Raw genomic sequence first — 19812 nt, 5'->3', positions numbered from 1 at the left:
TGCCGACAGGCCGAGCGACCCGAATTCCACCCCCGGGTTTCATGAGACCCGAGCACCCCACCTCAGGCAAACTGGCAACCACAATGCGTCGAACCCGCCCCCGCCCAGCGATCGCAGCCCTGGCCGTCATAGCCCTGGCCGCGGCCGGCTGCGCTCAGAAGCGCTCCGAGCCTCCGGTGGAACAGCCCACGTACACCGGTCCGGCCGATCAGCTCATCACCGTCACCGCCGATTCCCCCACCGCCACCACAGCCACCCTCACCGCCTGGGATCGCGATGGCACACAATGGGTTCGAGCGATCGGCCCCTTGCACGCGGACGTGGGCGCGCAAGGCATCGGCCCCACCAGCGAATCGGCCACCCGCTCCCCGGCCGGAATCTGGACGCTGACAGAGGCTTTCGGCATCTCTCCCAGCAACGGCACCAGACTCCCGTATCGCCGAGTGACACCATCGGATTGGTGGGTCTCCGACACCAAGTCGCCCTTCTACAACACCCACTACACCTGCGCTCCCGGCACTTGCCCGTTCGATGAATCCGCGGGTGAGGACCTGGGTACGGCCGGTCCCGCCTACGATCACGCCGTCGTCATCGACTACAACCGCTCCCCGGTCGTCCCCGGCGCGGGTTCGGCGTACTTCCTCCATGTCGGAGACGGCACCCCGACCGCGGGCTGCGTAGCGCTTCCAGGCGCGGATCTGGACCGCGTGATGCGCTGGCTGGACCCCACCCAGGGCCCGGTCATCGACATAGAGGTCCGGGATCGCGCGGCGAACCCCTGAATCCGCGAAACCTCTGTGCAGGTTCTCACAATGTCGCAAATGCGACCGAAGTGGCTTTGACGTGCGCAAATGCGGAATCATGGCGGTGCCATTCGGTATTTCCCCCGCCTGACCGGTAGCAATCGGAGTGATGCGCATCAGCTATCGGCTCGCATACCTGGGATGGCCGGATGTTTCGTTCAACTAAGGTTCGGGTATTCGACCTTGTCGAACGCGATCACCGCAGCTCGGTGATTGTCCGCTGGACGTGTTCGCGGCGTCCTTCGGACGAAAGGATATGGATGATGGGCGCGAGCCTGATGATCGTGGGGGACGACTACCGGGTCCGCAGCACCCTGCGGGTGGCGATGGAAGGGGAGGGCTACGAGGTCGCCGAGGCAGGCGCGACCGAGGTGGCCCTGGAACGGCTGCGCAATCACGGCGCGCCGGATGTGATGATCGTGGACCTGCTGGTGGGCGGGATGGATGCCTTCACCTGTATTCGTGAGGTGCGGCGCGCGCACGAGGTGCCGATCATGGTGGTCAGCGCGAGCGCGGACACCCATGATGTGGTCGCGGCGCTGGAGGCGGGCGCCGATGACTTCGTGACCAAGCCGTTCGAGCTCAAGGAGATCAGCGCGCGCATGCGGGCGCTGCGGCGGCGGCCGCACCTGGGCGGGCTGCCGGAGGATCCGGCGGCCGAGCCGCCGGTGGAGATCGTCCTGGACGCCGATGATGATGCGCCGCTGGTGCTTTCGCCCGATGGTGGCGTGGTGCGCCGAGGCGAGGAGCAGATTCCGTTGACCATCACCGAGTTTCGCCTGCTGTGTGAACTCGCGGCGAATCCCGGCCGGGTGCTCAGCCGCACCCTGCTGCTCGAACGAGCTTGGGACGAAGGCTTCTTCGGTGATGAGCGGCTGGTCGACGTCCATGTCCGCCGGCTGCGCACGAAGATCGAGACGGACCCGTCGGAGCCGCGCATCGTGGTGACCGTGCGCGGCCTCGGATATCGCCTCGATATGCCGCGATAGGCGTATTCGCGGGTGTGCGAGGCCCGCGGAGTCATGGGATCGTCATGAGATCGCAATGAGTTCGCATGGAAGACCTCAAAACTTCACCGTCAGGCTGAAGTGGTCATGCAGATCCAAATCAGCAAATTTGACGCGATATCCCAGCAATCCATCCAGATCCGGGAGCCCGTGCTCGCCGACGGCGCACGAATGTGGCGCATTGCGGAGGACTCCCGGGTCCTCGACACCAACTCCAGCTATGCCTATCTGCTGTGGTGCCGCGATTTCGCGGATACCTCGATCGTCGCTGAAATAGACGGCGAGATAGCCGGATTCGTCATCGGCTACACCAGGCCCGCGTGGCCGCACATCCTGTTCGTCTGGCAGGTGGCGGTCGATCAGCCCCATCGTGGGCACGGCCTGGGCGTCGACATGCTCGACGCGCTGCTGGAAAGTGCCGCGGCGCGCGGAGCCACGCAGCTCGAGACCACCATTGCCCCCGACAATCCGGCCTCGGTTGCCATGTTCGCCTCGCTGGCCCGCCGTCGTGGCGCGGCCCTGACCCGCACCACATTGTTCACGGCGGATCAGTTTCCCGGCGGGCATCAGCCCGAGGACCTCTACCGCATCGCACCGGTCACCACTCAGGAGGAATGGCGATGACTAGCCCCGATATGACGGTTTTCGCGGATCTCGAGTCGAATGTGCGCGGCTACTGCCGCTCCTGGCCGACGGTCTTCGACACCGCGTCCGGCGCCTGGCTCCGCGACGAGTCCGGCCGGGAGTACCTGGATTTCTTCGCCGGCGCGGGCGCGCTCAACTACGGCCACAACAACCCCGTGCTGAAGCAGTCGCTGCTCGAGTACATCGCGGGCGACGGCCTCACCCACGGGCTCGACATGTCCACCGTCGCCAAGCGTGATCTGCTGCAGTCGCTGCGCGACCGGATCCTGCAGCCGCGCGGCCTGGACTACAAGGTGCAGTTCCCGGGACCCACCGGCGCGAACGCGGTGGAGGCCGCGCTCAAGCTGGCCCGCAAGGTGACCGGCCGCACCGAGATCCTCAACTTCACCAACGCTTTTCACGGTATGACGCTGGGCGCCCTCTCGGTCACCGGTAATGCCGCCAAGCGCGCGGGTGCGGGTGTGCCGCTGCAGCACGCCACCTCGATGCCCTTCGACGGGTATCTGTCCGGCGCGGACGATGATTCGTTCGAATGGATGGAGCGCGTCCTCGACGATGCTTCCTCCGGCCTGGACAGCCCGGCCGCCGTGATCGTCGAAACCGTCCAGGGCGAGGGCGGAGTCAATCTCGCGAGCGTGCAGTGGCTGCGCAAACTTGCCGGATTGTGTTCCGCCCGTGAGATTCTGCTGATCGTCGACGACGTGCAGATGGGCTGCGGCCGCACCGGACCGTTCTTCTCCTTCGAAATGGCCGGTATCACACCGGATATCGTCACACTGTCCAAGTCGATCGGCGGCTACGGCCTGCCGATGGCGCTGGTGCTTTTCAAGCCGGAACTGGACCTGTGGAAGCCGGGCGAGCACAACGGCACCTTCCGCGGCAACAACCCGGCCTTCGTCACCGCCCGTGCGGCGCTGGAGCATTACTGGGCCGACGACGCCCTGGAGGCCGCCACCCGGGCCAAGGGTGAGCGCCTCGACCGTGCCCTCACGGGCATGTCCGCGGCCTTCGACGGTGTCGGCGCGCGCGGGCGTGGTCTGGTGCACGGCCTGGTCTTCGACGACGCCTCGCAGGCGGAGAAGGTGTGTGCCGCCGCCTTCCAGCGCGGGCTGCTGGTGGAGACCTCCGGTCCCGAGGACGAGGTGGTGAAACTGCTTCCGCCGCTGACCATTACCGACTACGAGCTCGATCACGGTCTGGAGCTGCTGGCCGCCTCACTGGATGCCGTCAGCGGCGGGCGGGGGCGCTGACATGATCGTGCGCACCACCGCCGAGATCACTGGCACCGAGCGGGATGTCGCGGGCCCGGGCTGGCGCAGCAAGCGCATCGTGCTCGGCGGCGACCGGGTCGGGTTCTCGTTCCACGAGACCACCATCGACGCCGAGACCGTCCACGAATTCCATTACCAGCACCACGTCGAGGCCGTCTGGCTGGTCGAGGGCGAGGGCACCCTGGTCGATCTCGACCACGGCACCACCTACGAGCTGGGCCCCGGCTCGATGTACCTGCTGAACGGCCATGAACGACACCGCCTCTTCGCCCGCACCCGGATGCGCATGCTCTGCGTGTTCAATCCGCCGGTGACCGGGCAGGAGGTGCACGACGAGCACGGTGTGTACCCGCTCGTCGCCGTCGACTAGGAGTTTCGAATGACTGTGTCCGGCAACGGAAGAATCGACCGCTATCGCACCCGCACGGTGGTGGGCACCCCGCCGATCGAGCGTGACGACCCGACGGTGTGGGGTGAGATCGGCAGCCATGCCCTCGCCGATTTCGACGACAACGGCTACGCCGTGGTCGACAGCCTGCTCGATCCGTACGAGGTCGGTGAGGTGGCGGCCGAAATCCAGCGGCTGACCGGCGATCCCGACCTCGTGCTGGACGAGCGCGTGATCATCGAGCGCGAGTCGCACCGGGTGCGCTCCCTGTTCGAGGTGCACCGGCTCAGCGCCATGATCGCGGATCTGGTGCGCGAGGAGCGGATTGCCGGTCTGGCGCGCGAGATTCTCGGCTCCGAGGTCTATCTGCATCAGACCCGGGTGAACTACATGCCCGGGTTCACCGGCACCGGCTTCTACTGGCACTCCGACTTCGAGACCTGGCACGCCGAGGACGGCATGCCGACGCCGCGGGCGGTGAGCCTGTCGATCGCGCTGTCCGACAACTACCCGTTCAACGGCAGCCTCATGGTCATGCCCGGCTCGCATCGCACCTTCGTCCCCTGTCAGGGTGAGACGCCCGCCGATCATCACCGGGTTTCCCTGCACGGTCAGGAGATCGGCATCCCGTCGCAGGCGGCCATCACGGATCTGGCCGGGAAGCACGGCATTACGCAGTTCACCGGGCGGGCGGGTTCGGCGTTGCTGTTCGACTCGAATCTCATGCACGGGTCGGCGGGCAATATCACGCCGTTCCCGCGCTCGAATCTGTTCCTGGTGTTCAACAGTGTCGAGAACACGCTGCTCGATCCCTATGCCGCGCCGCATCCGCGGCCGGAGTTCCTCGCGAGCCGGGACTTCACACCCCTGGTGTGATCGGGGGAGTTGTCGAGGGTTCGTCTCGTATGCCGATGTCGTTCCATGTGGGTGCGATCACATATTTCTCGGATGTGCAGTCTGAGCTGGCGATATGCGTGAGCTGACCACGCTCGATGGAACGACAATGGTTCATCGTGATTGTGGAACGTTGCATCCCACCTCTATGGTTTGACGTAGGTCGAACATCGGGCACGCGCCGGTCGACCGGCGCGTGCTCGATCGATTCGGCTGCGTCCGAGGGATTTCCGCGCTCGTCGAGTCCCGTGACCACTGAGGAACCTTTGCTGCTGGACAAGATTCGCTGGACCGTCGTCGTTCCCCTGCTCGCGGTGGTGATGCTCGCCGCGGTGTGGGGCCGGGAATTGTCGCTGCTGGCCGACATCCCGGTATTCGCTCTCCTGCTGGCGGCGGTACTGGCCGCGGTGCATCACGCCGAGGTCGTCGCGCATCGCGTCGGCGAGCCGTTCGGCGCGCTGGTGCTGGCCATCGCGGTGACCGTCATCGAGGTCGGACTCATTCTGACGCTGATGGTTTCGGCCGGGGACAAGGCCGCGCCGCTGGCCCGTGACACCGTGTTCGCAGCGGTCATGATCACCTGCAATGGCATCTTCGGAATGGCGTTGCTGGTGGGGGCGTTGCGGCGGCGGGTCGCGGTCTTCAATGCGGAGGGCACGGGTGCGGCGCTGGCCACGGTCGCGACCCTGGCCACGCTGAGCCTGGTGCTGCCGACGTTCACGACCAGCGAACCCGGACCGCACTTCTCGCCCGCCCAGCTGGCCTTCGCGGCCGTGGCCTCACTGGTGCTCTACGGCTGCTTCATCGCCATGCAGACCGTGCGGCACAAAGAGGATTTCCTCCCGGTGGAGCCCGGGACCGATGACGAGGACGAGCACGCGGAGCGGCCGAGTGCGCGCCGCGCGTGGATCAGCGGCGGGCTGCTGATCGCCGCTCTGGTCGGGGTGGTCGGTCTGGCGAAGGCGGTGTCCCCGGCCATCGAATCCGGTGTCGACGCAGCGGGTCTGCCGCGTTCGGCGGTCGGCGTGGTGATCGCGATGCTGGTCCTGCTGCCCGAGGCGCTGGCCGCCGTGCGTGCCGCGCGGGGCGGGCGGGTCCAAGTCGGTCTGAACCTGGCGCTGGGCTCGGCCATGGCCAGCATCGGCCTCACGATTCCGGCCATCGCGGTCGCCTCGATCTGGCTGGACACCCCGCTGCTGCTCGGCCTGGGCGCGACCGAAATGGTGCTGCTGGCAATAACAGTGGTCGTCGGCATGCTCACCGTGGTGCCCGGCCGCGCCACCCTGCTGCAGGGCACGGTGCACCTCTCGCTCTTCGCGGCGTTCGGTTTTCTCGCGGTCGCGCCGTAGGAACGCCTACTCCGCAGTCCCCTCGCCGACCTTGCGCCGGAACCGCCGGCTCCGGCGCTCCTCGCCCTCCGCCGCCTGCTCACCCTCGGGCGCCCGCCGCCGCACGGCCCGCCGCTCCCGCTCCACGGCCTCCTCCAGCAACTGCAACATGGGCACCTCGGCAAGCGCGTCCTTCGTTGCAGCATGATCGACATCGCTGCGCGTGATCAGCCCGGCCGCGATCAACCCCTGCACCGGATTCACCCCGTAGGCCCGCGCGAGCTCGATCACCGTGTCCGCCACCGGCGGATCCGACTCCTCCAAATGCCGCTTGATCCTGGGCCCATTGCTGTCCAGCTTCTCCGCAATGGCCCGGGTACTGGCCCCCCGGGTCACCGCCCGCTTCCAAGCATCGAACGCTTGCCTCATCGCATCACCCTCGGCTCGATCGGCCCGCACACCAAACCCCGAGCCTATCGAATCCGGTCGATTACGTTCAATCACGCAACACTGGCGTTTCACCCAGGACCGTAACCGCCGGCTGTCCGATAGTCCCGTAGGGGGAGCGGCGGGTGGCACCGTGGGGTGACGCGGGTCGGTGTTCGGGGTTTCTACGTTCGGCGGTGTGAAGACAACAATTCGCGTTGGGGCGGCGGTGGGGCTCGCAGTGGTGGTGTCGTCTGTGCTCGCCGGCTGCCGGTCGGATTCGAGCTCGGGCATCGAGTGGGCCGCGTGTCAGGGGGTGGGGGTCGATTCGCGGCAGGAGTGCGCGACGGTGTCCGTGCCACTCGACTACGAGCATCCGGAGGGGGAGCGGGTTTCCCTTGCGGTGTCGCGGATTCGGAGTGTGCATCCGGAACATCGGCGTGGGGTGTTGCTGCTCGTGCCGGGCGGGCCGGGTGGCAGCGGGCTGAATCTGCCGTCCACCGCAGGACAGACGCTGCCGGAGTCGGTGCGGGACGAGTATGACCTGATCGGGTTCGATCCACGCGGGATCGGAGCGAGTACCGCGGCGAATTGCCATATCGCGCAGCAGGATCTGGCGCCGGAGCGGCTGCGGCCGTGGCCGGACGCGGACGGGGGGATCGCGGAGAATGTGGCGATGGAGCGGCGGGTGGCCGAGGCGTGCGTGCGGGATGGGGGTGCGCTGGTGCGGTCGATCGGGACCCGGACCGCGGCGCGGGACATCGACCGGATCCGGGAAGCGCTGGGGGAAGCGCGGATCGCAGCGTGGGGAACGTCGTATGGGACGTACGTGCTGTCGGTGTACGCCACGCTGTTCGGGGAGCACACGGATCGGATCCTGCTGGACAGCAACGATGATCCGGATCCCGAGCGGGTCGAGCGGACCTGGCTGGGGAATTCCGCCGTGGGTGCGGAGGATCGGTTTCCGGACTTCGCGCGGTGGGCGGCGGCCGAGGGGAATCCTGACCGGGTGGCGGAGACGCCCGAGGCGGTGCGGGACGCGTTCCTCACGCTGGCGGCACGATTGGATCGCGCACCGTTGCCATGGCCGGGTGCCGAGACCTCGGCATTGAGCGGCAACGGATTACGGCAGATCCTGCTCGACGGACTATATAAGGATCAGCGGTTTCCCTATGTCGCCCAGGTGATCAATGCCGCGCTGCGGTCGGACGCCCTGCCTGCCGCGCGGCTCTCCCCGCCGGAGCCGGCGGCCCAGGCGTCGACCGCGGTCATGGTAGCGACCCTGTGCAATGACGTGGCCTGGCCGACGTCGGCGGACGACTACTCGACCGCCGTCGCCGCGGATCGAGCCCGATACCCGCTCACCGCGGGCATGCCGCGCGGCTTCTCCCCGTGCGCCTTCTGGCCGTATCCGGTCGCGCCGCGCACGGTCGTGACCGCGTCCGGACCGTCGAATGTGCTACTGCTGCAGAATCTCCGGGATCCGGCAACCCCGTACAGCGGCGCGTTGCACTTGCGGCAGGCGTTCGGTGACCGCGCCCGGATGGTGGCGGTCGACGGTGGCGGGCACGGCGTGTATCCCTCGCCGGTCGCCTGCGCGAACGATGCCGTCGAGCGTTTCCTGCGCGACGGCACGCGTCCGAATCAGGACCTCACCTGCCGATGAGGTCGCCTCGAATCAGCTTGCGGCAGGGACGGTTCGGTGCCCGCGACGGCCGTAGAGCTCGCGGGCGGCGGCCGGTGTGACCGTTTCGAGCCGGGCCGGGGGCGCCGCTTTCAGGTGCTGTTCGAGGATCTGCCCCGCCATCGGCGCGATGATCGGGGCGGCCATGATCAGACCCGCCTTGTCGAAGAGCGAGAACAGCCAGACCAGGACGCGCGCTGCGGGTCTCACCAGCAGGTCGACAATGCCCGGGCGGTCGAACTGGCCGAGCTTGCGCATCCACTCGGGCAGCGTCGCGATCGAGGCGAACGACAGCAGGCGTGCACCGATTGCGTACGTCCAGCCCGCGCCGTGGCGCGGCGAGGTGAACAGCAGCTGCCGCATACCGTCCTGGGCGCGTTCCGAAGTGCACAGGCGCGCACGGACATTCGCGTAGTACTCCTGCACACCCGCGCGCGTGACCGGCACCTCCTCGGGCTTGCAGGTCTGCAGCTCGGCCGCGATCCGGCACTCCTGCCAGTAGCGGGCCTCCTCCTCGGGAGTCAGTCCGGGCCCGAACATTTCGTAGGCCTTGAGTACCGAGTGCCAGCCGGTGATGTGGATCCACAGCTGGGTTTCGGGGGAATTGGCGCTGTAGCGCTGCCCGCTGATCGGCTCGATGCCCGTGTTCTCGGCATGCACCGTCATCAGGTGCTCGGAGGCCTGGATGGCCGTGCGGGAATCGCCGATGGCCACGATCAGGAAGTACGCGAAGGTGGCGTCGAGGCGGTGGCGCGGCTCCGAGTAGATCTTGCCGGTGTCGGCCACGGCCGCGGTCAGGAACGGATCGAAGTGCTCGAGGGTCACCGCGCGCTGGAAGCCGATCACCGCGGTGGGTGCGGTCCACACCTTCCAGCTCGGCGAATCCGGGCCGAAGAAGCCGTAGTCATCGCGGCGGAGAGTGGTCGGATCGAAGGTCACTGGGGCTCCTCTGCAGGCTCGATCCCATGGAATACAACGCCACCGTAGCAATTGTGGCCGCCGAATACAACGGGTGCGTAGCTTTAGTCCGGACAGGCGCGTGACCTCGCTATCCGGGATGACAGAATGGGCCGGTGAAGGTGGAGCGGCAGTGAGCAAACCCCGTGTGACGGCAGACCGGCCGCGGCGGCGCTATGCGCCCCGCCTGCCCCCGGACGAACGCCGGGCACAGCTGCTCGACGCCGCCTTCGCCGTACTCGAGCAGGCCGAGCTGCACGAGCTGAGCATGGAGGCCGTCGCCGCCGAGGCCGGTGTCGGCAAGCCGGTGCTGTACACGGTCTTCAAGACCCGCGCGGAGCTGGTCGCCGCGCTGCTCGAACGCGAACGCGAGCGAGCCCTCGAACAGGTCGCCGACACCCTGCCCACCGACCTGCTCGGCGCGGACCCGGTCGTCGCCGCCTCCGCCACGGTCGAGGCGTTCGTCGATGTGGCCCTGCGCAATCCGACCCGCTGGCGACTGCTGCTCGCCGGCCCGGGCAATGCCCCCGACGAATATCGCGAGGCCATCCGCAGCTCCCGCGCCGGCATCTTCGACCGGGCCGAGGCGCTGGTCCGCATGGGTCTGATCGCCGATCCACGCTGGGCCGGAATCGATTCCGGCCTGCTCACGAATTCACTGCTGACGATTGCCGAAATGCTGGGCCGCCTGGCCGTCAGCGAACCGGACGCCTATCCCCGCGAGCGCATCGAGGGCTTCGTCCAGGCCATCGTCCACCTGCTGATCGGCGCCCGCTGACAGACCTGCCGCTGCCCATGCCGGAAAACGACGCCGGCTGCCCGTCCAGCGGTCCTAGCACCCGCACCAGGTTGGGGGCCGTGCTCGGGGTGGTGATGGGTGACTCGAGGGTCATGTCCTCGCGGCGGTAGATCATCCGCGGCCACCGCAGGACGCGGCCGGAATGGGCGAGGACCCGCGCCTGCCTTTGATCGATCGCCGGATCGGACTGCGCTGGTCCGAGACCGGTCTCCGTCATCAGACTCCCGTGTGTCGCCGCCGGGGAGTGACGATAGCGAAGTCCGGACCCGAACCGGCGGCGCAACATTGATGCGATCCATACGGCGACTCGCCGATGTGCGCGTGCGGAACTCGGGCGGGCGGGCCTACTATGCCCGCATGACGGTCGGCACTGACCTGCCCAAACCCGATGCCCTCTTCGATCTCGACGTCTGGCTACATCGTTGGCCGGCCAGTGTGTACGCCACCGAATTGCATTACGGCGTACTGGTTTTCACCGGCTGCGACCAGTTCGATGAGCGTGACGTGGAGATCGCTCGGCGGACATACCCGGGGCGGCGCATCCTCATCGACGACACCGGCAAGCTCCAGGTGCATCCGGCGGGGGAGGGCCCGCCGATCTCGATCTTCGATCCCGCTCACCCGTTGCGGTCGGCGCTGTAGTCGACCTCTCCGGACAGCGTTGCGGTCGTCGCGCCGACCGGACTGCTGAGGGCTGCCACGTGGCCCTCTCATGTCCGGAACGTGACCCTTGCCACAGTCGGTACAGGCGCGTACCGTGCTGGTGGTACGCAGATGTACCAGGCTGGGAGATGGCGCATGACCACAGTGACACTGCCCGACGGACCAACCACGCCGGCCTTCGTGCAGGGCATCGAGATCCTGGCCGGGCGCACCCGGGCCTGGCGTCGCCTGCATCAGCGCTACGGATCGGCGTTCATGGTCGCGATGCCCCGCTTCGGGCCCACACTCGTGCTGTCGGAACCGGCCGAGGTCAAGGCGCTGTTCACCACGCACACCGATCTGGTGGACAACATCGACGCCAACCTCGGCCAATTCCTCGGCCCCGGTTCGCTTTTCGCGCTGCGCGGGGAGGAACACCGCAAGGAGCGCAAGCTGCTCACCCCGCCGTTCCACGGGCGACGGCTGGCGGTCTACGAATCGCTCATCGAGGAGGAGGCGGTCCGCGAGATGGCCGGCTGGCCGTCGGGGCGCGAGTTCGCGACCATGGACTCGATGATGCGGATCACCCTGAACGTGATCCTGCGCGCGGTCTTCGGCGCGGAAGGCGCGGAATTCGACCAGCTGCGGGCGCTGCTCCCGAAACTGGTGCTGGTCGGGTCGGCGCTGGCGGCACTTCCGGTGCCGCGCAGGCTGTTCGGGCGCTTCGGGCCGTGGGCACGGTTCGCCGCCTACCGCGCGCAGTACGACGAGATCGTCGGACGGCTCATCCGGCGCGCGGCCGCCGATCCGGAGCTGAGCGAGCGTGACGACGTGCTGGCCATGCTGCTGCAGGCTCGCTACGACGACGGTTCGGCCATGACGCACAGCGAGATCGCCGACGAACTGCTCACCCTGCTCACCGCCGGGCACGAGACCACCGCCACCTCGCTGGCCTGGACCGTCGAACGGCTGCGGCGGCATCCGGACATCCTGCGCCGCCTGGTCGAGGAGAACGACGCGGGCGGGTCCGCGCTGCGCGAGGCGACACTGCTGGAGACCCAGCGGGTACGGCCGGTCATCGACGCTACCGCGCGCAAGGTGCGGACCGACTCGCTGCAACTGGGCCGGTGGACGCTGGCGCGCGGGCAGCACGTGCTGGTGAGTATCCGGCTCATGCACGACAATCCGGAATTGTTCACCAACCCAAGGGATTTCGATCCCGATCGGTTCGTCGGCGCCCGGCCGGGGACCTTCAGCTGGATTCCGTTCGGCGGTGGCGCGCGCCGGTGCATCGGGGCGGCCTTCGCGACCATGGAGATGAATGTGGTGCTGCGGGTGCTGTTGCGGGACTTCACACTCGAGACCACCGACGCGCCCGATGAGCGCGCGCACTTCCGCGGGGTCGCACTGGTTCCGGCGAAGAAGGGGCGGGTCGTCGTGTATCGGCGGGCACCGCGGCCGCCGGCGGTCGAGGCCGCCGAAACCAGTGTGGAGCGTGGCGCCGAGGTGACCGCATGAGCGAGCGGGTGGCCGAGGTCGGGCGGGGGATCACCCTCACCTACGAGCGGGAGGGATCGGGCGTGCCGCTGCTGCTGATCGCCGGGCTCGGGCAGCAGAAGCACGAATGGCACGACGGGCTGATCGCGCAGCTGGTGGTGCGCGGATACGACGTGGTGCGGTTCGACAATCGCGATGTGGGGACCTCCACGCACGCCGGGTTCCGGCCGCCGGGTGGGCTGGCAATGGCCCGCAAGCGCTGGGACCCACAGCAATACGATCTCGGGGACATGGCCGCCGACACCGTCGGGTTGCTCGACACCCTCGGCTGGCGGTCCGCGCACGTGGTCGGCATGTCGATGGGCGGGATGATCGCGCAGACCGTTGCGGCCCGCTATCCGGCTCGGGTGTCCTCGCTGACGTCGATCTTCTCGACCACCGGTGCGGCGCGCGTGGGGCGCCCCGCGCTGTCCACCTGGGCACGCATGTTCCGCAAGCCCGCCGGGACCCGCGAGGAGCACCTGGACCGTGCGGTCGGCATGTACCGGCACATCGGCTCGGCGGGATATTCGTTCGACGAGGCCAGGATTCGCGCGACCGCCGGGACCACCTGGGACCGCGATCCGCGCCCGGCGGCGGGAGTGGGACGCCAGCTCGCCGGAATCATGAAGTCCGGCGACCGGACCGCCGAGGTGCGGACGATCACCGCGCCGACCCTCGTCCTGCACGGCGACCGCGACCGCATGGTGAACCCGACGGGCGGCAAGGTCACCGCCGCGGCGATCCGCGGCGCGCGCCTGCACACCCTCCCCGGCATGGGTCACGATCTGCCCGCCGCACTCTGGCCCACCTTCGCCGACCTCATCGACTCGCACGTCCGCACCGCCGAATCCAGGAGTTCCGATGCCCCGAACCTCTAGGCCCCTGTCCGGCCACCCGGTCATGATCACCGGCGCGGCCTCCGGAATCGGGCGGGGACTGGCCCAATTGCTGTCTCGCCGTGGGTCGCCGGTGGCCATCGCGGATATCGATGCCGAGGGTCTGAAGCAGACGGCGGCCTCCCTCAGCGGGCCGGTGCTGACCCGCGTGCTGGATGTGCGCGACGCGGCCGATCAGCTGGCCTTCGCCGACGAGGTGCGCGAGTGGCTGCCCGCGCCCCTGGCGGCGGTGTTCAACAATGCCGGGGTGGCGGTGTCCTCCTCGGTGCTCGACAGTGTGCCCGCGGACGACGAATGGTTGCGGCAGATCAACTTCGACGGGGTGGTGAACGGCACGCGGGCGTTCCTGCCGATCCTGGTCGAGCAGGGCAGCGGCGCCATCGTCAACACCTCCAGTGTGTACGGGCTGGTGGGGATGCCGTATCAGAGTGCTTACTGCGCAGCGAAATTCGCGGTGCGCGGGTTCACCGACGCACTGCGGCAGGAACTTCGGGGCACGGGCGTCTCGGCGGTGACCGTGCATCCCGGCGGCATCCGGACCAATATCGCCCGCAACGGCCGGGTGCGCAAGGATCCCGAGGGCAGGGGCCGCACCCACGAGCAGATGGCCGCCGAATTCGAGGCCATGACCATGACCACGCCGGAGCAGGCAGCCGAAATCATCTGCCGCGGAGTCGAACGCGGCAAGGCGCGCGTTCTCGTCGGGCCTGACGCCTACCTGTTCGACACGCTGGCGCGGGTGACCCCGACGCACTACTTCGACGTGCTGTCGGTCGTGATGGGCCTGGTACGCGCCCGGGCCGCGAAGGGAGCGAAGCAATGACCGAACACGTGGACGTGCTGATCGTCGGGGCCGGGCTGTCGGGCATCGGGGCGGCACATCATCTGCAGGACGCGTTCCCGGGACGCAGCTACGCCATTTTCGAGGCGCGCGAGGCCATGGGCGGGACCTGGGATCTGTTCCGGTATCCCGGGGTGCGGTCGGACTCGGATATGCACACCCTCGGGTACCGGTTCCGGCCGTGGGTGGCGGCGGAGGCCATCGCGGACGGGCCCGCCATTCTCGGCTACATTCGCCAGACGGCCGCCGACGCAGGGATCGATCGGCGAATTCGCTACGGGCACCGGGTGACCGGGGCCTCGTGGTCGTCGGAGGAGGCGCGCTGGACCGTCGGGTTCGAGCACGACGGAATGACCTCGACCATCACCTGCGACTTCCTCTACCTGTGCAGCGGCTACTACCGCTACGACGAGGGCTACACCCCCGAGTTCGCCGGCATCGGCGACTTCCGCGGGCAGATCGTGCACCCGCAGCACTGGCCCGCCGAACTCGATTACGCCGGAAAGCGTGTCGTGGTGATCGGCAGCGGGGCGACCGCGGTCACGCTGGTGCCGGCCATGGCCGAGAACGCGGGGCACGTGACCATGCTGCAGCGGTCGCCGACCTACATCATGTCCGCGCCCAGCGTGGACGCCATCGCCACCAAACTGCGCGGGTGGTTCGGGACGCGGCGGGCCTACGCCATCACCCGGTGGAAGAACGTCGCCGTCGGCACACTGATCTATCAGCTCAGCCAGCGGCGGCCGCAGATGATGCGCAAGTTCTTCCGGGATCTGACCATCAAGCAGCTGCCCGAGGGCTACGACGTCGACACGCATTTCAACCCGGCCTACAACCCGTGGGATCAGCGGCTGTGCCTGGTCCCGGACGGGGACCTGTTCCGGGCCATCCGCGACGGGCGGGCCTCGGTGGTGACCGATCGGATCGAGCGGTTCACCGCGGACGGGGTGAAGCTGGAATCCGGCGCGGAACTGTCGGCCGACATCGTGGTGACCGCCACCGGGCTGGACCTGCTGGCCCTCGGCGGTATCGGGCTCACCGTCGACGGGCGCGAGATCCAGCCGCCGGAGACCATGGCCTACAAGGGCATGATGCTCAGCGGCGTGCCCAACTTCGCCTTCACCATCGGGTACACCAATGCGTCCTGGACGCTCAAGGCCGACCTGGTCGCGGAATTCGTGTGCCGGTTGTTGCGGCACATGGACATTCACGGGTATTCGCAGGCGACGCCCTGGCCGGATCCGGCGGTGACCACCGCGCCGCTGATGGACTTCCAGGCCGGCTATGTGCTGCGGTCCATGGACCGCTTCCCCAGGGCCGGATCGCGTGCGCCGTGGCGGCTGGGCATGAACTATGCCCAGGATGTGATCACTCTGCGGCACGGGCGAATCGAGGACGGCACCATCCGCTTCGGCCGCCGCCCGGCTCATACCGTCGCCGCGGCCGAACGCGGTCCCGAACAGGTCACCGCCTGACCGGGGTGTGAGGTGACACCGCCGCCTGACCGGGTGCGAGCGATACCGCCGCGAACACACCGACATGCCGCGATGCTCACCGAGATCGGAGAAACTAGGCTGATGCTCGTGACCGACGTCGACACCGCCGACACCACAACCAGCGCCGAACCCGCCATCGACTCCGGGTTCCGGCGGCGGCTGCTGGACGCCATGGCCGACGCGGTTCGCGAGCGCGGCTATCGGGATACCACCGTCGCCGATGTGGTCCGCCTCGCGCGGACCTCGCGGCGGACCTTCTACGAGCACTTCGTCGACAAGCAGGACTGCTTCGTCGCCATGCTCACCGAACGCAACAACGACACCGTCCAGCAGATCTACGCGGCCGTGGACCCGACCGCGCCCTGGGACACCCAGATCCATCAGGCGATCGAGGCGTGGATCGGGGCCTCCCGTGACGACACCTGCATCACCCTGGCCTGGATCCGCGACACCCCGGCGCTGGGGGAGCGGGCGCGGCAACTGCACCGGGACGCCGCGGAATCGTTCATCACGCTTATCCAGGACCTCACCGCCACATCGGAATTCCAGGCGGCCGGACTGCATCCGCCGACCCGGCAGATGGCGACCATCCTCTACGGCGGGTTCCGGGAGCTCATCGCCTCCACCGTGGAGGACGGGCGCGACATCACCGAAATCATCGATGTGGCAGTCGAAACCGCGCTCGCGCTGGTCGGGCCGCGGTATCAGGGATAGCCGTCGGTCTCCCCTAGGGCGGGCCCGTCAGTCGTCCTTGGGGCGGGCGCGGAAGTGAGCCCGCTCGCCCTGTTTGCCGAAGAGGCTGAGGAATTCGACCGGCTCGTCGTCGGCCGCGCCGAACCAGTGCGGTTCCCGGGTGTCGAATTCGGCGGCCTCGCCCGGGTGCAGGATCAGGTCGTGCGCGCCGAGGATCATCCGGAGCCGGCCGTTGAGGACGTAGAGCCACTCGTAGCCCTCGTGGGTCTGCGGATTGGGTTCGGTGCGACCGGATTTCGGGCCCAGCACGATCTTGAAGGCCTGAATGCCGCCGACGCGGCGGGTCAGCGGCAGCATCTGCATGCCGCCCCGATTGATCGGGCGCATGTGCACGCGCGGGTCGCCGGTGAGCGGTGCGTTCACCAGTTCGTCGAGGGTCACATTGTGGGCGCGGGCCAGCGGGAGCAGCTGCTCCAGGGTGGGGCGGCGCGCGCCGGACTCCAGGCGGGACAGCGTGCTCACCGAGATGCCGGTCTCGGCGGACAGCTCCGCCAGCGTGGTCTCGCGTCGTTTGCGCAGCTCACGCAGCCGTAGTCCCACCCCTTCCAGGGCTGTGTCGATATCCTCGGTCATGACTTCAGTTTGCCATATCGGCAAACAAGGTTGCCAGGATCGCGGCATGGTTCGCATGGTCGTAGGCAGGAGGTGGTCATCAATGACCGATCAGCTGAACAGCAGCTATGACGTGGTGGTGGTCGGCGGCGGCGCGGCCGGACTGAACGGAGCGCTCATGCTCGCCCGAGCCCGACGCTCGGTGGTCGTGATCGACGCGGGCAGTCCGCGCAATGCGCCCGCGGACGGGGTACACGGATTGTTCGCACGCGAAGGCGTGCCGCCGGCAGAACTGCTGGCGCGGGGGCGGGAAGAGGTGCGTGGCTATGGCGGACAGGTGGTTCCGGGCGAGGTGAGCGGAATCGTGAGGGACGGTGAGGAATTCGTCGTCACCCTGGCCGACGGGCGGTCCGTCCGCGCCCGCCGGCTGCTGGTGACCTCCGGCCTGGTCGACGAACTCCCCGATATCCCGGGCCTGCGCGAGCGCTGGGGCCACGATGTCATCCACTGCCCGTACTGCCACGGCTGGGAGGTCCGGGACCGCCCGATCGGTGTCCTCGGCCTGGGCCCCATGGGAATTCACCTCGCCCTCCTCTTCCGCCAGTGGAGCGACGACGTCGTCTATTTCGCCCACACCAACACCACTCCCACCGAGGAGGAGTCGGAACAGCTGGCGGCCAGAGGAATTCGCGTCGTCACCGGCGAGGTCACCGCCGTAGAGATCGCCGCCGCCCGAATCTCCGGCGTCCGCCTCGCCGACGACACCATCATCCCCCGCGAGATCCTGGCCGCCCCCACCCGCATGGTCGCCCGCACCGCCTTCCTGGCCGATCTAGGCCTGACCCCCACCACGCACCCCAGCGGCGTAGGCGAATACATCCCCGCCGACCCCACCGGCCGCACCGAAACCCCCGGCGTCTGGGCCGCAGGCAATGTCACCGACATCTCGGCTCAAGTAGGCAATTCCGCCGCCGCCGGCGCCATGGCCGGCGCCCACATCAACGCCGACCTGGTAACCGAAGAAACCCGTCTGGCAGTGGAGGCTCACCGCGCCCTGGCCACCGCCTGACCAGCCGGCCGGACCGGCCCACGCCGGTCCGGCCTACCCAGATGCGCAGAACGGCTCCGCTCCGGACGCTGCGATTCATGCCCGCCTGGCTGCTCTCCGTAGCGGGCCCGGACGACGCGGCCGGCGTGCCCGTGCCGCCGCTGGCCCGGATGTTCAGCGGCCGGCTGGAACGGACTCAGCGCGCTGCTTTCGGCGGCAACTACTGAGCGTGGGGAATCGGCCCGTTTACCCCGCGAACAATCTGCATGGACAGTGCAATTTGTTAGGGTGAAGGCGAACCGACGGCTGTCGCCCACAGGAGGGTAGAGATGGCGGACCTGACCCCACGCGTCGCGGCCTGGCAGCGATCGGGCACCTTCGAACAGATCGGACGCCACCGGATCTTCGTCCGTGAACGAGCCGGCTCCCCGGACCTGCCGCCGCTGGTGCTCCTGCACGGCTACCCGTCCAGCTCCTACGACTGGCGGGACGCCTTCGACTCGATCGACGGCCACCGCCTGCTCACCTTCGACTTCCTGGGCTTCGGGCTGTCCGACAAGCCGCGAGATACGCAGTACTCGTTGCGAATTCAAGCCGATCTCGCCGAGGAACTCGTGCAGCGATACGTAGGTGAACCCGTCGTCATGGTGTCCCACGACATGGGCAGCTCGGTCGCCACCGAACTCCTCGCCCGCGACATCGATGGAACATTGTCGTTCACGCTGAAATCGGCTCTGCTGTTCAATGCGAGCCTGGTCCGCGAACAGGCCAGCCTGCTGCTCGGACAGAAACTCCTGCTGAGCCGGCTCGGCCCGCTCGTCACCCGAGCGACGAGCGAATTCTACTTCCGTCGCTCGTTCGGCAGCATCTTCTCCGCGGCGCATCCCCTCACCGCTGAGGAGGCAGCCGACCAGTGGTCGTTGCTGTCCCACAACGACGGTCATCGCATGCTCGACAAACTCATCTACTACAACCACGAACGCGTCACACCCCCGACTTCCACGCGCTGGCACAACGCAATACGCACCTGGCTGGGCGCGCTGGAACTCGGCTGGGCGGGTCTGGATCCCATCTGTACCGAGGCCGTACTGCAAGCAGTTCTGAACCTCAGGCCGAACACGCCGGTAACTCGATTGCCGGGTCTGGGTCACTACCCCCAAATAGAAGACCCCAAGCCGGTATACGAACTCATCCAGCGACACGCGTCGCAAAGCTGAGCGAGTTTCTCAGACCAGTTGGTGGGTACCCACTTCGGCGTGATGCGCTCGGCTGCAACAAATTACGGGTGAGTGCGTGAACGATCCGTTCTAGCCTTATCTGGCTCTACCGTTCTGATCACGCACTGTGCCTTTGGAATTGGCAAGAAAATGCTGCCCGGCGGCCGAAGGTGCGAGATACGACCGGTTCTCTGGCGTTCGGCTTTGCGGCGCGCGGGGTGGGTTCGTTTGACTGTCCGGACCGGGCGATCAGCGGCTGAACGAGATATTTGCAGGCCACTTACGGGTCTGGACGGTCTGCAAGGTCTAACGTTGATCGTTATGTCGAGCAAGGACATTGTGGTGACGGTGGGTGAGGATGATTGGCTCACGTTGCGCGATGCGGCGGAGTGCGCGGGGATGAGCGTGGAGGCCTACGTGTCATGGGGAGTGCGGGTGTTGGCGTTGCAGGCCCGGCCCGGCGGGGTGAAACAAGGCGGGCGTACGGGCAATCTGCGTGCGAGGAGACGCGCCACGGGGACTGCTGAGGAATCGGAGTCGGCTGCGTGGACCGAAACCTTCACCCAGCGCTTATCGCACCGCGTCGATCGCCAGAAGTACTGAGCTGCGCCTGACTGGGCTACGCC

Annotated in this window: 22 protein-coding genes; 19 read left to right on the top strand and 3 right to left on the bottom strand. The window is 67.8% G+C overall.

Annotation, left to right across the window (positions count from 1 at the left end; genetic code table 11):
- Positions 1 to 83 precede the first annotated feature (83 nt).
- The 7 genes from ACFXIV_RS28105 to ACFXIV_RS28075 all read left to right on the top strand — a co-directional run bounded on the left by ACFXIV_RS28105 (position 84) and on the right by ACFXIV_RS28075 (position 6357).
- Positions 84 to 782 carry a L,D-transpeptidase gene (locus ACFXIV_RS28105; protein WP_379399199.1) on the top strand — a complete coding sequence of 233 codons (699 nt, stop codon included), beginning with the start codon at positions 84 to 86 and terminating at the stop codon, positions 780 to 782.
- A 284-nt stretch (positions 783 to 1066) separates the two neighbouring features.
- On the top strand, positions 1067 to 1792 hold the full coding sequence (locus ACFXIV_RS28100; protein WP_379399198.1) for a response regulator transcription factor: 726 nt from the start codon (positions 1067 to 1069) through the stop codon (positions 1790 to 1792).
- Positions 1793 to 1897: 105 nt separating this feature from the next.
- On the top strand, positions 1898 to 2434 hold the full coding sequence (gene ectA / locus ACFXIV_RS28095; RefSeq protein ID WP_379399197.1) for a diaminobutyrate acetyltransferase: 537 nt from the start codon (positions 1898 to 1900) through the stop codon (positions 2432 to 2434).
- Entirely contained in the window at positions 2431 to 3705 is a 1275-nt protein-coding gene (gene ectB / locus ACFXIV_RS28090) for a diaminobutyrate--2-oxoglutarate transaminase (protein ID WP_379399196.1), read from the top strand. The genes ectA and ectB overlap by 4 nt, the downstream gene beginning before the upstream one ends.
- A 1-nt stretch (position 3706) precedes the next feature.
- The gene (locus tag ACFXIV_RS28085; protein WP_379399195.1) at positions 3707 to 4096 is read left to right on the top strand and encodes an ectoine synthase; all 390 of its coding nucleotides are present in this window, start codon (positions 3707 to 3709) and stop codon (positions 4094 to 4096) included.
- A 9-nt stretch (positions 4097 to 4105) separates the two neighbouring features.
- Complete coding sequence (thpD, locus tag ACFXIV_RS28080; protein WP_379399194.1) at positions 4106 to 4990, top strand: ectoine hydroxylase; 885 nt, start codon at positions 4106 to 4108, stop codon at positions 4988 to 4990.
- A 287-nt stretch (positions 4991 to 5277) separates the two neighbouring features.
- Positions 5278 to 6357: a calcium:proton antiporter gene (locus ACFXIV_RS28075; RefSeq protein ID WP_379389058.1), complete on the top strand. Its 1080-nt coding sequence runs from the start codon at positions 5278 to 5280 to the stop codon at positions 6355 to 6357.
- Positions 6358 to 6363: 6 nt separating this feature from the next.
- On the opposite strand, the gene ACFXIV_RS28070 is transcribed toward ACFXIV_RS28075, so the two are convergent.
- Positions 6364 to 6765: a hypothetical protein gene (locus tag ACFXIV_RS28070; protein ID WP_379399193.1), complete on the bottom strand. Its 402-nt coding sequence runs from the start codon at positions 6763 to 6765 to the stop codon at positions 6364 to 6366.
- Between the two features lie 346 nt (positions 6766 to 7111).
- Between ACFXIV_RS28070 and ACFXIV_RS28065 the strand changes: the two genes are divergently transcribed.
- Positions 7112 to 8428, top strand: coding sequence for an alpha/beta hydrolase (locus ACFXIV_RS28065; RefSeq protein ID WP_379399192.1), 1317 nt, complete (start codon positions 7112 to 7114; stop codon positions 8426 to 8428).
- Between the two features lie 12 nt (positions 8429 to 8440).
- On the opposite strand, the gene ACFXIV_RS28060 is transcribed toward ACFXIV_RS28065, so the two are convergent.
- On the bottom strand, positions 8441 to 9385 hold the full coding sequence (locus tag ACFXIV_RS28060; RefSeq protein ID WP_379399191.1) for an oxygenase MpaB family protein: 945 nt from the start codon (positions 9383 to 9385) through the stop codon (positions 8441 to 8443).
- A gap of 151 nt (positions 9386 to 9536) precedes the next feature.
- On the opposite strand from ACFXIV_RS28060, the gene ACFXIV_RS28055 reads away from it, so the two are divergent.
- The 7 genes from ACFXIV_RS28055 (at position 9537) to ACFXIV_RS28025 (ending at position 16330) form a co-directional block, all read left to right on the top strand.
- On the top strand, positions 9537 to 10181 hold the full coding sequence (locus tag ACFXIV_RS28055; protein WP_354844718.1) for a helix-turn-helix domain-containing protein: 645 nt from the start codon (positions 9537 to 9539) through the stop codon (positions 10179 to 10181).
- 378 nt (positions 10182 to 10559) lie between these two features.
- Positions 10560 to 10844 carry a hypothetical protein gene (locus ACFXIV_RS28050; protein WP_354844716.1) on the top strand — a complete coding sequence of 95 codons (285 nt, stop codon included), beginning with the start codon at positions 10560 to 10562 and terminating at the stop codon, positions 10842 to 10844.
- A gap of 156 nt (positions 10845 to 11000) precedes the next feature.
- Positions 11001 to 12362 (top strand): cytochrome P450, encoded by a 1362-nt coding sequence (locus ACFXIV_RS28045; protein WP_379399190.1) that lies wholly within the window; start codon positions 11001 to 11003, stop codon positions 12360 to 12362.
- A complete protein-coding gene (locus ACFXIV_RS28040) occupies positions 12359 to 13261 on the top strand; it encodes an alpha/beta fold hydrolase (RefSeq protein ID WP_379399189.1) in 903 nt (300 codons plus the stop codon). The genes ACFXIV_RS28045 and ACFXIV_RS28040 overlap by 4 nt, the downstream gene beginning before the upstream one ends.
- Positions 13245 to 14102: an SDR family NAD(P)-dependent oxidoreductase gene (locus tag ACFXIV_RS28035; RefSeq protein WP_379399188.1), complete on the top strand. Its 858-nt coding sequence runs from the start codon at positions 13245 to 13247 to the stop codon at positions 14100 to 14102. Before ACFXIV_RS28040 ends, ACFXIV_RS28035 begins: the two co-directional genes overlap by 17 nt.
- Positions 14099 to 15595, top strand: a complete 1497-nt coding sequence (locus ACFXIV_RS28030; RefSeq protein ID WP_379399187.1) for a flavin-containing monooxygenase — start codon at positions 14099 to 14101, stop codon at positions 15593 to 15595. The genes ACFXIV_RS28035 and ACFXIV_RS28030 overlap by 4 nt, the downstream gene beginning before the upstream one ends.
- Before the next feature lie 108 nt (positions 15596 to 15703).
- Complete coding sequence (locus tag ACFXIV_RS28025; RefSeq protein WP_379399186.1) at positions 15704 to 16330, top strand: TetR/AcrR family transcriptional regulator; 627 nt, start codon at positions 15704 to 15706, stop codon at positions 16328 to 16330.
- Between the two features lie 27 nt (positions 16331 to 16357).
- Here ACFXIV_RS28025 and ACFXIV_RS28020 read toward each other — a convergent pair whose 3' ends face one another.
- On the bottom strand, positions 16358 to 16942 hold the full coding sequence (locus tag ACFXIV_RS28020) for a helix-turn-helix domain-containing protein (RefSeq protein WP_379399185.1): 585 nt from the start codon (positions 16940 to 16942) through the stop codon (positions 16358 to 16360).
- An 82-nt stretch (positions 16943 to 17024) separates the two neighbouring features.
- On the opposite strand from ACFXIV_RS28020, the gene ACFXIV_RS28015 reads away from it, so the two are divergent.
- From ACFXIV_RS28015 to ACFXIV_RS28000, 4 genes are all read left to right on the top strand, one after another.
- A complete protein-coding gene (locus ACFXIV_RS28015) occupies positions 17025 to 17990 on the top strand; it encodes an NAD(P)/FAD-dependent oxidoreductase (protein ID WP_379399184.1) in 966 nt (321 codons plus the stop codon).
- 41 nt (positions 17991 to 18031) lie between these two features.
- The gene (locus ACFXIV_RS28010; protein ID WP_379399183.1) at positions 18032 to 18196 is read left to right on the top strand and encodes a hypothetical protein; all 165 of its coding nucleotides are present in this window, start codon (positions 18032 to 18034) and stop codon (positions 18194 to 18196) included.
- A 102-nt stretch (positions 18197 to 18298) separates the two neighbouring features.
- Positions 18299 to 19186 (top strand): alpha/beta fold hydrolase, encoded by an 888-nt coding sequence (locus tag ACFXIV_RS28005; RefSeq protein ID WP_379399182.1) that lies wholly within the window; start codon positions 18299 to 18301, stop codon positions 19184 to 19186.
- A 321-nt stretch (positions 19187 to 19507) separates the two neighbouring features.
- Entirely contained in the window at positions 19508 to 19789 is a 282-nt protein-coding gene (locus ACFXIV_RS28000; RefSeq protein WP_379388981.1) for a hypothetical protein, read from the top strand.
- Positions 19790 to 19812 lie beyond the last annotated feature (23 nt).

Source organism: Nocardia sp. NPDC059236 (assembly GCF_042754085.1).
GTDB lineage: Bacteria > Actinomycetota > Actinomycetes > Mycobacteriales > Mycobacteriaceae > Nocardia.
This window is presented reverse-complemented; position numbering and strand designations above follow the sequence as displayed.

What these genes read in the sequence shown, in the direction of transcription:
- ACFXIV_RS28105 (WP_379399199.1), top strand. Translation starts at nt 84, where the DNA reads ATGCGTCGAACCCGCCCCCGCCCAGCGATCGCAGCCCTGGCCGTCATA.
- ACFXIV_RS28100 (WP_379399198.1), top strand. Translation starts at nt 1,067, where the DNA reads ATGGGCGCGAGCCTGATGATCGTGGGGGACGACTACCGGGTCCGCAGC.
- ectA (WP_379399197.1), top strand. Translation starts at nt 1,898, where the DNA reads ATGCAGATCCAAATCAGCAAATTTGACGCGATATCCCAGCAATCCATC.
- ectB (WP_379399196.1), top strand. Translation starts at nt 2,431, where the DNA reads ATGACTAGCCCCGATATGACGGTTTTCGCGGATCTCGAGTCGAATGTG.
- ACFXIV_RS28085 (WP_379399195.1), top strand. Translation starts at nt 3,707, where the DNA reads ATGATCGTGCGCACCACCGCCGAGATCACTGGCACCGAGCGGGATGTC.
- thpD (WP_379399194.1), top strand. Translation starts at nt 4,106, where the DNA reads ATGACTGTGTCCGGCAACGGAAGAATCGACCGCTATCGCACCCGCACG.
- ACFXIV_RS28070 (WP_379399193.1), bottom strand. Translation starts at nt 6,765, where the DNA reads ATGAGGCAAGCGTTCGATGCTTGGAAGCGGGCGGTGACCCGGGGGGCC.
- ACFXIV_RS28050 (WP_354844716.1), top strand. Translation starts at nt 10,560, where the DNA reads ATGACGGTCGGCACTGACCTGCCCAAACCCGATGCCCTCTTCGATCTC.
- ACFXIV_RS28045 (WP_379399190.1), top strand. Translation starts at nt 11,001, where the DNA reads ATGACCACAGTGACACTGCCCGACGGACCAACCACGCCGGCCTTCGTG.
- ACFXIV_RS28040 (WP_379399189.1), top strand. Translation starts at nt 12,359, where the DNA reads ATGAGCGAGCGGGTGGCCGAGGTCGGGCGGGGGATCACCCTCACCTAC.
- ACFXIV_RS28035 (WP_379399188.1), top strand. Translation starts at nt 13,245, where the DNA reads ATGCCCCGAACCTCTAGGCCCCTGTCCGGCCACCCGGTCATGATCACC.
- ACFXIV_RS28030 (WP_379399187.1), top strand. Translation starts at nt 14,099, where the DNA reads ATGACCGAACACGTGGACGTGCTGATCGTCGGGGCCGGGCTGTCGGGC.
- ACFXIV_RS28020 (WP_379399185.1), bottom strand. Translation starts at nt 16,942, where the DNA reads ATGACCGAGGATATCGACACAGCCCTGGAAGGGGTGGGACTACGGCTG.
- ACFXIV_RS28015 (WP_379399184.1), top strand. Translation starts at nt 17,025, where the DNA reads ATGACCGATCAGCTGAACAGCAGCTATGACGTGGTGGTGGTCGGCGGC.
- ACFXIV_RS28010 (WP_379399183.1), top strand. Translation starts at nt 18,032, where the DNA reads ATGCGCAGAACGGCTCCGCTCCGGACGCTGCGATTCATGCCCGCCTGG.
- ACFXIV_RS28005 (WP_379399182.1), top strand. Translation starts at nt 18,299, where the DNA reads ATGGCGGACCTGACCCCACGCGTCGCGGCCTGGCAGCGATCGGGCACC.
- ACFXIV_RS28000 (WP_379388981.1), top strand. Translation starts at nt 19,508, where the DNA reads ATGTCGAGCAAGGACATTGTGGTGACGGTGGGTGAGGATGATTGGCTC.